This window comes from Mycobacterium venezuelense, assembly GCF_054919535.1.
Map to the genome: position 1 here is coordinate 313734 of NZ_JBONDW010000001.1, position 14523 is coordinate 328256.

The 14523-nt window shown below is 66.5% G+C and carries 15 protein-coding genes, 1 pseudogene and 1 riboswitch; of the genes and pseudogenes, 13 read left to right on the forward strand and 3 right to left on the reverse strand.

Annotation, left to right across the window (positions count from 1 at the left end; all coding sequences use genetic code 11):
- The first annotated feature begins 166 nt into the window (after window positions 1-166).
- A complete protein-coding gene (locus ACRCUN_RS01600) occupies window positions 167-1192 on the forward strand; it encodes an MPT63 family protein (protein WP_462139897.1) in 1026 nt (341 codons plus the stop codon).
- Between the two features lie 51 nt (window positions 1193-1243).
- On the opposite strand, the gene ACRCUN_RS01605 is transcribed toward ACRCUN_RS01600, so the two are convergent.
- Entirely contained in the window at window positions 1244-1936 is a 693-nt protein-coding gene (locus tag ACRCUN_RS01605) for a hypothetical protein (protein WP_462139898.1), read from the reverse strand.
- A 52-nt stretch (window positions 1937-1988) separates the two neighbouring features.
- Here ACRCUN_RS01605 and ACRCUN_RS01610 point away from each other — a divergent pair, with 52 nt between their 5' ends.
- Entirely contained in the window at window positions 1989-2468 is a 480-nt protein-coding gene (locus ACRCUN_RS01610) for a DUF7715 family protein (RefSeq protein ID WP_462139899.1), read from the forward strand.
- Window positions 2469-2525: 57 nt separating this feature from the next.
- Here the strand turns inward: ACRCUN_RS01610 and ACRCUN_RS01615 are convergent, their stop codons facing one another.
- Window positions 2526-4283: an MFS transporter gene (locus ACRCUN_RS01615; RefSeq protein ID WP_462139900.1), complete on the reverse strand. Its 1758-nt coding sequence runs from the start codon at window positions 4281-4283 to the stop codon at window positions 2526-2528.
- Between the two features lie 214 nt (window positions 4284-4497).
- Window positions 4498-4607: riboswitch (TPP riboswitch) on the forward strand.
- Between ACRCUN_RS01615 and thiC the strand changes: the two genes are divergently transcribed.
- The 8 genes and pseudogenes from thiC (at window position 4599) to ACRCUN_RS01655 (ending at window position 11400) form a co-directional block, all read left to right on the forward strand.
- A complete protein-coding gene (gene thiC / locus ACRCUN_RS01620) occupies window positions 4599-6203 on the forward strand; it encodes a phosphomethylpyrimidine synthase ThiC (RefSeq protein WP_462139901.1) in 1605 nt (534 codons plus the stop codon). It overlaps the preceding riboswitch by 9 nt.
- Window positions 6200-7036, forward strand: coding sequence for a bifunctional hydroxymethylpyrimidine kinase/phosphomethylpyrimidine kinase (gene thiD / locus ACRCUN_RS01625; protein ID WP_462139902.1), 837 nt, complete (start codon window positions 6200-6202; stop codon window positions 7034-7036). The genes thiC and thiD overlap by 4 nt, the downstream gene beginning before the upstream one ends.
- Window positions 7033-7662, forward strand: a complete 630-nt coding sequence (locus ACRCUN_RS01630) for an alpha/beta hydrolase family protein (protein ID WP_462139903.1) — start codon at window positions 7033-7035, stop codon at window positions 7660-7662. The genes thiD and ACRCUN_RS01630 overlap by 4 nt, the downstream gene beginning before the upstream one ends.
- Window positions 7659-8213 (forward strand): septum formation family protein, encoded by a 555-nt coding sequence (locus ACRCUN_RS01635; RefSeq protein WP_462139904.1) that lies wholly within the window; start codon window positions 7659-7661, stop codon window positions 8211-8213. The genes ACRCUN_RS01630 and ACRCUN_RS01635 overlap by 4 nt, the downstream gene beginning before the upstream one ends.
- Window positions 8214-8230: 17 nt before the next feature.
- The gene (locus ACRCUN_RS01640) at window positions 8231-9184 is read left to right on the forward strand and encodes a DUF5996 family protein (RefSeq protein ID WP_462139905.1); all 954 of its coding nucleotides are present in this window, start codon (window positions 8231-8233) and stop codon (window positions 9182-9184) included.
- 128 nt (window positions 9185-9312) lie between these two features.
- Window positions 9313-9582, forward strand: a complete 270-nt coding sequence (locus ACRCUN_RS01645; protein WP_462139906.1) for a DUF3303 domain-containing protein — start codon at window positions 9313-9315, stop codon at window positions 9580-9582.
- Between the two features lie 46 nt (window positions 9583-9628).
- Window positions 9629-11114: pseudogene (locus ACRCUN_RS01650) on the forward strand (flavin-containing monooxygenase).
- A gap of 16 nt (window positions 11115-11130) precedes the next feature.
- Window positions 11131-11400 (forward strand): DoxX-related protein, encoded by a 270-nt coding sequence (locus ACRCUN_RS01655; protein ID WP_462139907.1) that lies wholly within the window; start codon window positions 11131-11133, stop codon window positions 11398-11400.
- On the opposite strand, the gene ACRCUN_RS01660 is transcribed toward ACRCUN_RS01655, so the two are convergent.
- Complete coding sequence (locus ACRCUN_RS01660; RefSeq protein WP_462139908.1) at window positions 11367-12629, reverse strand: TetR/AcrR family transcriptional regulator; 1263 nt, start codon at window positions 12627-12629, stop codon at window positions 11367-11369. The two genes, ACRCUN_RS01655 and ACRCUN_RS01660, sit on opposite strands and share 34 nt — an antisense overlap.
- Window positions 12630-12726: 97 nt before the next feature.
- Between ACRCUN_RS01660 and ACRCUN_RS01665 the strand changes: the two genes are divergently transcribed.
- Genes ACRCUN_RS01665 through ACRCUN_RS01675 form a run of 3 tightly spaced genes read left to right on the forward strand, consistent with a single transcriptional unit; the run spans window position 12727 to window position 14523 of the window.
- Window positions 12727-12951: a hypothetical protein gene (locus ACRCUN_RS01665; RefSeq protein ID WP_462140116.1), complete on the forward strand. Its 225-nt coding sequence runs from the start codon at window positions 12727-12729 to the stop codon at window positions 12949-12951.
- A 9-nt stretch (window positions 12952-12960) separates the two neighbouring features.
- Entirely contained in the window at window positions 12961-13287 is a 327-nt protein-coding gene (locus ACRCUN_RS01670) for a hypothetical protein (RefSeq protein WP_462139909.1), read from the forward strand.
- A 15-nt stretch (window positions 13288-13302) separates the two neighbouring features.
- Window positions 13303-14523, forward strand: a complete 1221-nt coding sequence (locus ACRCUN_RS01675) for an APC family permease (protein WP_462139910.1) — start codon at window positions 13303-13305, stop codon at window positions 14521-14523.

Sequence of the window (14523 nt, forward strand, 5' to 3'; positions counted from 1 at the left end):
CCCAGCGACCCGCACGTGCCGCAGTTCGGCGATTCACCGCCCGGAATTAGCGTCCGGTACGGGGTTAAAGGTTTCGTACCATTAACTCGACTGCTAGCTTCGCTGGCAGGTGACCGCCCAGTTCGGGGGAAGCCGTCAACCGACGACTCAGGGAGTGAACCGCAACATGAAAATCTCGACGTTGACCGCGGCCGTCGCCGCAGCGCTGGCCACCGCCGGAGCCGCAGGCACCGTGGGCATGGCAACCGCATTCGCCGACGCCGCCGCAACGGCCAGCAGCCAGCTCGGCAGCCAGGCCAAGTTGGAGAACGGTGCCGTGGTGCAGGCCTGGACCATCAGCGACCTCAAGCCGAGCACCGACACGATTCCCTATGCGGTGCGCGGCACGCTGTGGGAGGCCACCGCCACCGACGAGGCGATCCAGGGCTCGGTGACGCCCATCGTGTCGAATCTGAATGCCCGCGCGACGAACGGTGAGAACTACCGCGTGCTGTTCCAGGTCGCCACGCCGCAGGGCGTCAACCCGGCGACCCTGGCCCAGGGCCAAAAGACCACGGGCAAGGTCTATTTCGACGTCACCGGCGAAAAGCCGACGAGCGTCGTCTACAACGCCGGCGGCCAGGATCTGGCGACCTGGGTGGCGCCTGCCCCGTCGGCACCGGCGCCTGGCGGGTCCCGATCGGTGCCGGTGCGCTCGGCACCGGTTGCGGCGGCACCCGCCGCGACGACGCCCGCTCCTGCCGCGACTGCTCCGACGCCGGTGCCCGCGGCCAACACTCCGGCGCCGGTCGCCACGGCGCCAGGCGCCGGAACCCGGGCAACCGACCTGCCGGGCAGCGCCCTGGAAGCACCGCTGCCCGAAGGGAGCCAGGGCACGCCGCTGCCGGCAGACACCCAGGGCACCCCGTTGCCAGAAGATGTTCCGGCACCGGCAGGCAGCCAGGGCACGCCGTTGCCCGCAGGCGTCCAGGGCGCCCCCGTTCCGGCAGCACCCGCTCCGGGCGCACCCGCTCCGGCCGCGCCTGTCCCTGGCGCACCCGTTGCTCCCGCTCCGGCTCCCGCAGCGCCGCTCGCGCCGGGTGCTCCCGCGCCGACCACCCCGGTTCCCGCGGGCACTGAGGCACCGCCGCTTACGGCCGGCGGAATCCCGACGCTCGTGCCCGCCGCGGTCCAGGGCACGCCGACCCCCTGACGTCGTGAGCTGAATGCCGGTGGCGCTGCGGCGCCGCCGGCATTCATGCGTCTACGAGTGCGACGACCACCACGCATACAACTCGGGGAAGGTCGGGCCCGCTTCGTCGGCGTGAACCTCACTCAGCAGCAGCGTGGCGTCGTCGGTCCAGGCCACGATCGGATGACCTTGCTGCGTACCGCAGAACAGGACGCCGCTGACCTGATCGGGTGTCGCATTGCGCCGCCACGGACCCGGCGATTGGATCCGCCCCGGGCACACGACGGTCGTCGACGACGCGACCACCGCATCGAAAGCGGCACTGAGAGCGGCCTTGTCGCGCAACAACGTGTACGTCGCCCGCGGCGGACCGCCCGGATCGGCGTTCTCGCCACAGGTCACGGACGCGAGCGCATTCGGTGTGGACGGCGCCTCGGGGGTGCACGCGTCCGCCGAATAGCCCGCGGGCAACAACTGCGCCAGCCGGCGCTGCGCCTGCGAGTCGGTCGCCTCGCTTGATTCGGTTGTGCCAGGGGCTGATTCAGTCGACGGCAACGGACGTAGCAGCCACACCACGAGCACCACGACGGCAACCACGACGATCATCGCCGCGGCCCCGACGACGAGCGCGGGGTTCGGCCGTCTGCGCTTGAGTGCCCGCGGCAGTACCGACGCCCGCCCACCGGCCCGCCGGGCATCGTCGAGTTCGAAGAGTTGATCCCACATCGGCTCGGGGCGCGGCGGGTCCGGCGGGGACATACTCATCGCTGCACCTCCGTCACACCCCCCCGTGCCGCCACCCGTCGGCACCATGCAAATGGTAGGTGACGCTTGCGAAGCCGGTCACGGCTCGATGTCGGTGCGGCGCCGTAGCGTGCACGACATCCCGACCGTGGAGGTACCCGTGAAGATCCTGGTGGCAACCGAGTTCACCCAAGGCATGGAACCAGACGACTACCACTACTGCGTGGAAGGCGAACTCGTGTGGGTGCAGGAACCATGCACACGCGATCGCGACGATGCCCACGGGCCGTGTGGCTGCGGCCGCGGGTTCGCCGGCGCGGCTTCACACCGGGCCACCACCACGGCGCTCGTCACGGAGACCGAGATGACGCGTGACGATGTCGTGCTCGCATTTCAGACCAGCCTGTCCGACGGGGGTTGGCCGGTCGAATGGGCCGAGGCGGTCGCCGACGAAAACCTGGAGATCGCCGCCTATTTTCCGGAGGAGTCGGTGATCGGGCGCAGGCTCGACGGATTCCTGCTGCGTGCGGTCACCATCGGCGGGGCGAACTAGGCCTCATGCCTCGTTGTCGGCTCCCGCCTCTCAAGCCTCATTGTCGGCTCCCGCCTCTCAAGCCTCATTGTCGGCTCCCGCCTCCGTCCCATAGCGGCCCGCATTGAACAACGACGCCACCGCGCCGACCACCATCATCACCGCGGCCGCGATGAACACCACGGTCAGCCCGGCATGGAACGGTTCGGTGATGAGTTGCGGGAAGAACTGCTGGCCGGTGAGTACCTCGGCGTCGACCCCGGGCTGTTGCAGTGCATGCGACGGAGCCAGCAGTTCGGCGATCGGGTTGTACCCGAGGAACGCCGCGAACAGGCTGCCCACCGGTGGCAGGTTTGCCACATCGTGGGCCACCGCGGACGAGACGCCTTGCTGTTCAAGGCCGGAACTCATCGCGCCGGGCAGGCTTCCGGCCAGCCCGACGATCATCAGCGAGAAGAAGATGCCGATGGACAGCGATGAGCCGGCGTTGAAGAACGTGGCCCGCACGCCGGATGCCGATCCGCGTTCGGCGGCGGGTACCGCGGACATGATCGACGCGGTGTTGGGTGCGGTGAAGATGCCGCCGCCGAGGCCGTTGAGGAACACGAGTAGCGCAAACAGCCAGTAGTCGAAGTTGACCGGGATCATCACCAGCGCAACGAAGGTGACGGCCATCAACAGCATGCCGCCGACGGTGAACGGCCGCGCGCCGTAGCGGTCCGACAGTGTGCCGGCGAGCGGACCGGACACCAGGAATCCGACCGTCATGGGCAGCATGTAGATCCCGGCCCACAGCGGCGTGGATTCAAAACTGTAGCCGTGCAACGGAAGCCAGATGCCCTGCAGCCAGATGATCAACATGAACTGCAATCCGCCACGCCCCACCGACGACATCAACCCCGCGAGGTTTCCCATGCCGAACGCCGTCGACCGGAACAGCCGGATGTTCATCATCGGATTCGGCACGCGGAGTTCGATGACACAGAACAGCACCAGCAGCGCCAACCCGGCCGCGATCGAGCCGAACACCCACGGGTTGGCCCAACCGGTCGTCGAGTCGCCGTAGGGCTGGATACCGTAGGTGATCCCGGTGAGCAGCACCGTCAAACCGACGCCGAAGGTGAGCGTTCCCGCCCAGTCGAGCCGGCCCGGGGTCCGCACACCGAGTTCCTTGAGCGAGCGGTAACTCCAGATGGTGCCGAGCACACCGACGGGCACGCCGACCCAGAAGACCGCGCGCCAGTCCCATTCGGAGAGCACGCCACCGATCAGCAGGCCCAGGAACGATCCGGCGACTGCGGAGACCATGTTGACGCCGAGCGCCATACCGCGCTGATTGGCCGGGAACGCGTCGGTGAGGATCGCCGACGACGAGGCCATCAGCATTGCCCCACCGATTCCCTGCACCACGCGCCACGCGATCAGCCACACCGCGCCACCGCCGAGGTCGAACGGGTCGACCGACAACGCGATGGCCGCGACAGTGAACACCACGAAACCGAGGTTGTAGATGCGGACGCGGCCGTACATGTCGCCGAGCCGGCCGAACAGCACGACCAGCACGGCCGTCACGACCAGGTAGCCCATGAGCATCCACAGCAGATAGCTGACGTTGGCCGGCGCGAGCGGGTTGAGCCCGATACCCCGGAAGATCGCCGGCAGCGAGATCAACACGATCGAGGCGTTGATGGTCGCGAGCAGGGTGCCCAGTGTCGTGTTGGACAGCACGATCCACTTGTAGAAGGGGTGGTCACGATCCATCCGCATGCGGCGGGTCGCGGTCACGGCCTGCGCCGCGTCAACACTCCCGGCAGTCTTCGTCGTCTCAGTCGTCATTCCGTCTTCGCTTTGCGTATCGCTCTCAAGGGACAGCGGCGGCCCACTACATTCAAAACACATATATTAGCTATACAAACCATCGGGCGGCAATTCGCCGCGTCGGTTTCGACATGAGGGTCGCGCGCCTAGGCGATCGACAACCCTGGCGGCGAAAACGACGCGTCCCGGTTCCCCATCGCCGACCGACTGCGCTACGTTGGGACACGCACAACCGAATCCACGCGGGAGCGCGCACCGAGCGCGCTGAGAGGACGGGTAGGCCCGTCGACCGTACGAACCTGACCGGGTAATGCCGGCGTAGGGAGATCTTTGATGAGTGATGTCTTTGTCAACGGCGCGGTCGACCCGTCGGTCACGATCGGTCCGATCACGGGAAGCGTCAAGTTCTACCGGGATGTTCACCATGACGGGGCAGGCATGCGCGTGCCGTTCCGTCGGGTGTTGTTGACCGACGGCGACCATCTCGACCTGTACGACACCTCGGGCCCGTACACCGATACCGAGGCCGTGATCGATCTGAATGCCGGGTTGCCGCCGCGTCCGGGCGTGGTGCGCGACCGGGGCACGCAGCTGCAACGGGCCAGAGCCGGCGAGATCACCGCCGAGATGGCGTTCATCGCTGCGCGCGAAGGTGTTTCGGCCGAGCTGGTGCGCGACGAGGTCGCGCGAGGCCGGGCGGTCATCCCGGCAAACCACAACCACCCCGAGAGCGAGCCGATGATCATCGGCAAGGCGTTCGCGGTGAAAGTCAATGCCAATATCGGCAATTCGGCCGTCACGTCGTCAATCGGCGAAGAGGTCGACAAGATGGTGTGGGCCACCCGCTGGGGCGCGGACACCATCATGGATCTGTCGACGGGCAAGGACATCCACCTCACCCGTGAGTGGATCCTGCGCAACTCCCCCGTTCCGGTCGGGACCGTGCCGATGTATCAGGCGCTGGAGAAAGTCAACGGCGATCCCACCAAGTTGACGTGGGAGATCTACCGCGACACCGTGATCGAGCAGTGCGAGCAGGGCGTCGACTACATGACCGTGCACGCGGGGGTGCTGCTGCGCTACATCCCGCTCACGGTCAACCGGGTCACCGGCATCGTGTCGCGCGGTGGTTCGATCATGGCGGCCTGGTGCCTGGCGCATCACACCGAGTCGTTCCTCTACACCAACTTCGAGGAGCTCTGCGAGATCCTGGCGCGTTACGACGTGACGTTTTCGCTCGGCGACGGCCTGCGGCCCGGCTCGATCGCCGACGCCAACGACGAAGCGCAGTTCGCCGAGTTGCGCACCCTCGGCGAGCTGACGAAGATCGCGAAATCCCATGGCGTGCAGGTGATGATCGAGGGCCCCGGCCACGTGCCGATGCACAAGATCGTCGAAAACGTCAAGCTCGAAGAGGAACTCTGCGAGGAAGCGCCGTTCTACACACTCGGGCCGCTGGCCACCGACATCGCGCCCGCATACGACCACATCACGTCGGCGATCGGCGCGGCGATCATCGCCCAGGCCGGCACCGCGATGCTGTGCTACGTCACGCCGAAGGAACACCTCGGGCTACCCGACAGCAAGGACGTCAAGGACGGCGTGATCGCCTACAAGATCGCCGCACACGCCGCCGACCTGGCCAAGGGACATCCGCGCGCCCAGCAGCGCGACGATGCGCTGTCGAAGGCCCGCTTCGAGTTCCGGTGGCATGATCAGTTCGCGCTGTCGCTGGACCCGGACACCGCACGCGAGTTCCACGACGAGACCCTGCCCGCCGAACCGGCCAAGACCGCGCACTTCTGCTCGATGTGCGGGCCGAAGTTCTGTTCGATGCGCATCACGCAGGACATTCGCGACGCCATGAAGGACAAGTCGGAGGAGTTCGCCGAACACGGCAACCGCGTGTATTTGCCCTTGGCAGAATCGTCGAAGTGAACTACTTGTCCTTGCCTCCCGCCGGTCACACGCCGCTTCGCGTGATGACCATCGCCGGGTCCGATTCCGGCGGCGGCGCCGGCATCCAGGCCGACATGCGGACCTTCGCCATGCTCGGACTGCACGGCTGTGTCGCGCTGACCGCGGTGACGGTGCAGAACTCCGTGGGCGTCAAGGGTTTCCACGAGATCCCGCTCGACGTCGTCGCGGGGCAGATCTCGGCGGTGACCTCCGACATCGGTATCCAGGCCGCCAAGACCGGCATGCTGGCGTCGTCGGAGATCATCTCGACGATCGCCGAGACGTGGCGCGGTGAGGGGCTCGACGGACAGGTGCCGCTCGTGGTCGACCCGGTGTGCGCGTCGATGCACGGCGATCCGCTGCTGCATCCCAGCGCCATCGATGCGCTGCGCACCGACCTGTTCCCGCTGGCGACACTCGTGACGCCCAACCTCGACGAGGTGCGGCTACTCGTGGATATCGAGGTGGTCGATCCGGCCTCTCAGCGGGATGCGGCCCGTGCGCTGCACGCGCTGGGACCGCAGTGGGCTTTGGTCAAGGGCGGGCATCTGCGCTCGTCTGCCGCAAGCCCCGACATCCTGTTCAACGGCAGCGATTTCTACGAGTTCGACGCGCCGCGCGTCGACACCGGCCATGACCACGGCGCCGGTGACACGCTGGCAGCGGCCACGGCATGCGCTCTGGCACATGGCTATTCGGTTCCCGACGCGGTCGAGTTCGGTAAGGCCTGGGTGACAGAATGTATCCGTGCGGCCTACCCGCTTGGGCACGGGCACGGACCGGTGAACGCACTGTTCCGCCTGCAGTCATGAGCCTCGACGACATCGCGGGCGTCGCGCACCCGCCGAAGGGCAGCCCCGAAGGCGTCGTCGTGCTCACGCACGGCGCAGGGGGCAGCCGCGAGTCGCCGCTGCTGATCAAGATCTGCGACGAATGGGCGTCGCGCGGCTGGCTGGCAATCCGCTACAACCTGCCCTACCGGCGCCGCAGACCCAAGGGACCGCCGTCGGGCTCGGCGGCGGGCGATCGCGCCGGGATAGCGGACGCCGTCGCGCTGGCCCGCACCCTCGCCGACGGTCCGGTGATCGCCGGCGGCCACTCGTACGGTGGCAGGCAGACGTCGATGGCAGTCGCAGACGAAGGTCTCGTCCTTGACGCGCTGACGCTCTTCTCCTATCCGCTGCATCCACCCGGCAAGCCCGAGCGGGCGCGCACCGAGCATCTGCCCCGCATCACGGTTCCGACCGTGTTCACCCACGGAAGCGCCGACCCATTCGGCACGCTCGACGAGATCAACGCGGCCGCCGCGTTGGTCAGCGGTCCCACCGAGGTGGTCGCGATCACGGGAGCGCGGCACGATCTGGGCTCCAAGACCCTCGATGTCCCGGCCCTCGCAGTCGACGCGGCGTTGCGGCGGCTCGATATCGTCGGAGCATGAGCACTCCCCCCGGCCCGCCGCCGTACGGTCCGCCACCAGGCCACGGTTATCCGCCGCCTCCGCCACAGCCGTACTCGTCGGAGTTCGGCCAGTTCCCGGCGCCGCCCAAGAAGTCATCGGCACTCAAGTGGGTGTTGATCGCGGTGGTGGCGGTAGTGGCGCTGGTCGTCGCCGCCGGCGTGGCGCTCTATGTCTTCACCGAGCGCGACTCGACCGAGGCATCCGAGGTGAAGAGCGGCGACTGCCTCGCAGATATACCCGACAGCAGTCGTGTGCTCTACGTGCAGACCGTGCCGTGCGATCAGCCGCACAAGGGCGAGGTTTTCGCGGTGGTACCCATGCCGGACGGCGATTTCCCCGGCGAGGCCGAGGTGATCAAGTACACCGACAAGTGCGCACCCGCCCTGGCGCAGTATTCGCCCTCGACGGCCGACGATTCCGCCATCAAGCTGTTCGTGCTCTACCCGACCGCGGACTCCTGGCAACGTGGTGACCGAGTGGTCACCTGCATCGCCACCACCGAGGAACCCCGCACCGGGAAACTCGGCTAGCGGCTACGCTGTTGCAGATGACTTCAGGCGATAACGGGTGGCCGGAATTGCGTGTCGCGGACTGGGAACCGACCCGGGCGACGCTGCACATGTGGACGCAGATCGTCGGAAAGATCCGGCTGACACATTCGCCACTGCTCAATCATTGGTGGCAGGTCACCTTGTACGTGAGTCCGCGTGGGCTGACCACATCGTCGATTCCGCACCGAAACCGATTGTTCGACATGGAGTTCGACTTCGTCGACCACGTACTGCTGATCCGCACGAGTGACGGCGGCTCACGCACCGTGGCGCTGGCACCGAAATCGGTCGCGCAGTTCTATGCCGAAACGCTCTCCGCCCTGGATCAATTGGGCATCGAAGCGCGAATCTCGGCTCGCCCGAACGAGGTCGAACCGGCCATCCCGTTCGCCGAGGATCACGAACACGCCTCCTACGACTCCCGAGCCGCGCACCTCTTCTGGCGTCAACTGGTGCAGGCCCACCGGGTGATCAGTGAATTCCGTTCGCATTTCGTCGGCAAGGTCAGCCCGGTGCATTTCTTCTGGGGCTCGTTCGACATGGCCTGCACCCGATTCTCGGGCCGTCCGGCGCCCGAGCACCCCGGCGGAGCGCCCAACTGCGCGGATTGGGTGATGGTGGAAGGATATTCGCACGAGCTGAGCAGCTGCGGGTTCTGGCCGGGTGGTGGTGAGGAGGGCGCGTTCTACGCCTACGCCTATCCGGAGCCGCAAGGGTTCGCCGACTTTCCCGTGGGTCCCGACGCCGCGTTCTACAGTCCCGACTTCCGACAGTTTCTCCTGCCGTATGAGGCGGTTCGGAAATCGTCAGACCCGGACCGCGCACTGCTCGAGTTTTTGCAGACGACCTACGCTGCGGCCGCCGACCTCGCCGGCTGGGACCGGGCGAGCCTGGAGGACGATCCGCGACGCTGGGCCCAAGACGCCACCGGCAACCACGGCAACCCATGACTTCACCCTGGTTGACCAGTGAAAACCGCGGCCCTGCGCAAATAGGTAACGGCATACTCTAAGCGTCTGCCCTGGTTGGGAACACACTCGACTCATCGATGTGAGCCAATCACCAGGAGGAGGCCACCATGAAGTTCATCGTGCACTGGACGCAGTCCCAGGCCAATTTCCGCGAGGCGGTCGACAAGTTCAAGAAGACCGGCGCCCAGGTACCCGACGGCGTCACGATGCTCGGCCGGTGGTGGGGCATGAACGGCCAGGGTTTCGCGATCGTCGAGACCGACGACGCCAAGGCGATGTTCGAATCCGCGGCGGAGTGGGGTGAGTTCTTGACGATGGAGATCACCCCCGCGGTGGAGGACGCCGAGGCCGGCGAGGTGCTCGCCAAGCTGTACTGATCGACCTCTCGACAAAGTACCCGGTACCTGCGGTACTGTTTGCCGCATGGGTCCGGGGAGGTACGACGCGGTGATCGTCGGGGCGGGTTTCGCCGGGATCGGTGCGGCCATCCAGCTCAAGCGGATGGGTATCGACAATTTCGTCATCGTCGATCGCGAGGACGATCTCGGCGGAACCTGGTACGTGAACCACTACCCCGGCCTGGCGGTCGACGTCCCCACCACCACGTACTCGTACTTCTTCGAGCCGAATCCGAACTGGTCGCGGCTGTTCTCCACCGGCACCGAGATCAAGAAGTATGCCGACGACGTGGCCGACAAATACGGCGTGCGCCGCCACATCCGATTCAACAACCACAGTCGAGGGCGCTCGCTGGGACGAGGAAGCCGGCGAGTGGCAGGTCGCGGTGTCGGGCGGCGAGACGCTGACCGCTCAATTCCTGTTCACCGCCACCGGATTTCTGTCCCAGCCCCACACGCCCGACATCCCCGGCATCGACGCCTTCGCGGGCAACGTCATCCACACCACCGACTGGGAAGACGGCTATGACCTGGACGGCCGGCGGGTCGCGATCATCGGTACCGGCGCGACAGCGGTTCAACTCATCCCCGAACTCGCCAAGCGGGTCGCCGATCTGACGGTCTATCAGCGCACGCCCATCTGGGTGGTGCCCAAGGTCGACCTGCGGTTCCCGCCGGGGGCAAGGGCGCTGTTCGCCCGCATCCCGTTGACGCAGCGGGTCGTTCGCGCGGTCACCGACGGCCTCTACGCCTTCATGGTCGACACCGCGGTGCTCAAGCACCGGTACTTTCGCCGGCTCAACATCGCGGCGGCCGACCTCGCGAAGCTGCACCGGTTCGCGTCGATCCGCGACCCCGAACTACGCCGGAAGCTGACCCCGGATTACGACTTCGGTTGCAAGCGCCCGACATTCTCCAACAGCTACTACCGCACGTTCACCAAGCCGCACGTGCACCTGCAGGCCGACGGCATCGAACGCATCGAGTCCGACGGAATCGTCAACGGCGACGGCAGCAAGACGGCGATCGACACATTGGTGCTCGCGACGGGCTTCGATCTGTGGGAGGCCAACTTCCCGGCCATCGAGGTGATCGGCCGGAACGGCCGCAACCTCGGAAAGTGGTGGCGGGAAACGCGATTCCAGGCCTACCAGGGTGTCTCGATGCCGTACTTCCCCAACTTCTTGAGCTTGGCCAGTCCGTACGCGTTCCTCGGGCTGAACTTCTTCAACACCATGGAATACCAGATGCGGCTCATGGACCGGTTGTTCGCCGAGGTGAAGCGCCGCGGCGCCACCACGTTCGAGGTCACCGAGGAGGCCAACAGCCGGTACCTGGACCGGATGACCGAGGCACTGGGCGACTCCCTGTTCACCCTCGGCAACTGCGCATCGGCACGGTCGTACTATTTCAATCCGAGCGGCGAGGCAACGCTGCTCCGACCGATGACGACCCGAAGGGCCGTCGCAGAAGCGTCACGATTTCCGTTGAGTGACTACACGTTTGCCTGATCAGAGAGGATCACACATGGCAGAGGGCAACAACTCGAAGCTCGTCAAGCTCGTCGGCCTCGGCGTGGCCGGCGCAGGTGTCTCACATTTTGTGAAGCCGCAGCTGTTCGAGTCGATCACCAAGTCGGCGTTCCCCAGGGACACGCAGAAGCACATCTACACCAACGGCGGCATCGAGACCGCGATCGGGCTGGGCCTTCTGCTGCCCAAGACCCGTAAGCTCGCCGCGATCGGAACAGTCGGCTATCTGGCCTACCTCGCCGGCAACGCCGTCCGTAACCGGTAGCGGCCCAACAACGTCAGATCGACCATGGCCGCGACGACGGCCCGGGCCTGCGCCGAATTCTGGTACTCCATCTGCCGGCCCAGGTCGATCACCAAAGCCATCGCAGCATGAACAGCGAACCGCGCCTGACCAGCAGACCACTGGGGACGCAGCGGCGTAACCAGGTCGACCCACGACTCAACGGCAGACCGTTGAAGGTCGCGCAGGATCTTCTGGTCGGCCGGGGCCATGTTGAGGCGTTCGGTGTAGTAGACGTAATCGAGTTCCGGACGCTCGAACGAGCGCGCCACATAGTTGTCGATCAACGCCGCGAGTGCCTGCTCGGGATCGTCGATGGTGCTGAGCAATTCGGCCATATCGGCCGACAACCGATCGGCGGCGCGGCGGAATCCCGCGGCAAGAATGTCGGTCTTGCCCGAGAAGTAGCGGTAGATGCCGGAGGCCGGCATGCCGACAGCTGCGGCGATGTGTTCCATGGTGGTGTCGCGGTAACCGTTCTGGTTGAACAGTCGCATCGATTCGGTCAGCAGGGCTTCGTATTTGGTTGCGCCCACGCCGGCTGGCGCCGGGGCCGGTTCCGCCTCGTCGAGATCCGGGATTTCCGGCCACTCGGCAGCCAGCACGGTCTCGACGATCTCGGCGAGCACCGCACGGATCTGGCCGGCAGGCAGTTTCGCTCGATGGTCGACGATGCTGCCGACCACGCTCAGCACCGCCGTGGACAGGGTCCAGCGCGCGTGGGAGTCCAGATCCGGCCGCAGTTCCTGCAGGGGCCCATGGATGCGTTGGTGCACGGTCCGGACCTGGGCGTCGAGTGTGGTCTGATCGTCCCCGTTGAGGAATCGCGCCTCCCAGCGGTACAGGCCGCCGGATTCGCGGTTGGCAAGCGAGGTGTCGGTCAGCGCGGCGACCAGACGCCGCAGCTGCTCGCGTGGGTCTCCCCCGCCGTCGTCTCCGTCGTCATCGGCGAACGCGGTGTTGTCGACCAGTTGCTGTCCGAGGTTGAGCACCGCATCGCGAAACAACTCGTACTTGCTCGAATAGTGCCGGTACAACGCGGCGGCCGAGATGCCCACGCGCGAGGCGATGGACTCCATGCTGACCCCGTGATAGCCGAGGGCACTGAACGCCTCGGCGGATGCCCGCGCGATCTGCGCTTTACGGTCCTTGGGGCGGCGCCGCACACCAGATGCGCCACTGTCGCTCGGGTCGGCCGTGGTGCGCGCCATGCCGACACGATAAACGGACCTACCGATCCGGTCAAAATGGTAACGCCATGCAGAATGGTGATTAACATAATTGGCCTTGAGGCCGGATGGGGGCGCCGTGCTCGTCAAATTGCGGAGATTGCTGTCGTACCGGATCGCGGTTGGCGAAGTGCTCGTGGCAGCGATCGTCCTCGGGGCGCCCTACCTGCTGATCGGCGCGGTCTGGTCGAGCACCCACACCGATCATCTCGAGCAAATGGCGCCTCTCGACGCGATGGTGTCGTTCCTCGGCTCGATCGTGTCGTGGCCGGTGCTGTTGTTCGCCGACGTCTGTATGACCTGAGAGGGAGGCATGAGTTATCGCGCTGTCTATACCGGGATCGCCGGTGCCATCATCGTCGCCATCGGCCTGTATCTGATGAGCATGTCGGTCTATCTTGACGATTTCGACCAGTACGGCATGCAGATCCCTTGCGGAACGGCCTTTTCGGCTCACCTCGACCAGGCTGCGGTTGCCGGCGGCGAATACATCGACAAGTGCGGGTCGGCGTTGACGACGCGTCGCCTGTGGACCATTCCGATCGTGGCGATCGGAGGCCTTGCCCTGCTCGCCGTGCTGTTTAGAGCTGCGACGACCTCGGCTCACGAATCGCTCATGCCGAACCGCGACACACACTGATCTACTATCGCTGGCGTGACCACGCCCGAGGGTCTGCAGCGCAGGCTCGGCACCGTCGACGCAGTGACCATCGGCCTTGGCTCGATGATCGGAGCGGGCATATTCGCCGCGCTGGCTCCGGCCGCCGGTGCCGCCGGAACAGGACTCCTCATCGGGCTTGCGGTGGCGGCCGTGGTCGCATACTGCAACGCCACGTCGTCAGCGCGGCTGGCAGCTCTCTATCCGCAGTCCGGCGGCACGTACGTCTACGGCCGGGAACGGCTCGGCGAATTCTGGGGCTACGCGGCGGGCTGGAGTTTCATCGTCGGCAAGACCGCATCCTGTGCGGCGATGGCGTTGACCGTTGGCCTCTACGTCTGGCCGGCGCAAGCGCACGCGGTCGCGGTGGCCGCAGTCGTGGCATTGACGGTGGTCAATTACGCCGGCGTGCAGAAGTCGGCACTGCTCACCAGGATCATCGTCGCCGTCGTGCTCGCGGTTCTGGCGGCGGTCGTGGTGATCGTGGCCGGGTCGGGTGCGGCCGACCCCGCGCGGCTGGAATTGGCAGGCGATGTGACGGCAGGCGGGGTGCTGCAGGCGGCCGGGCTGCTGTTCTTCGCGTTCGCCGGCTACGCGCGCATCGCCACACTCGGCGAGGAGGTGCGCGACCCGGCCCGAACCATTCCACGGGCGATCCCTATCGCGTTGGGCATCGCGTTACTGGTCTACGCCGTGGTCGCGGTGGCGGTGCTCGCGGTGTTGGGCAGTGCCGAACTGGCGTCGACACCGGCACCGCTGGCCGACGCGGTCGCGGCGGCCGGTGCCGCGCAGTGGCAGCCGGTGGTTCAGGTCGGGGCCGCGGTCGCCGCGCTGGGTTCGCTGCTGGCGTTGATCCTCGGGGTATCGCGCACGACGCTTGCGATGGCCCGCGACCATCACCTGCCACACCGGTTGGCCGCCGTGCATCCGCGGTTCGGCAGCCCACACCGGGCCGAGATCGTCGTCGGCATCGCGGTGGCAGCGCTGGCCGCGTTCGCGGATCTGCGTGGGGCGATCGGCTTTTCGTCGTTCGCGGTGCTCATGTACTACGCCATCGCCAACGCATCGGCATGGACGCTGGGCCGCCGGATCGTTCCGGCACTGGGCCTGATCGGCTGCCTGGTGCTGGCATTCACCCTGCCGCTGTCGTCGGTGCTGACCGGTCTGGCAGTGGTAGCGGTGGGCGCGGCGATCTACGGGGTCCGCGCCCTTCGCTGA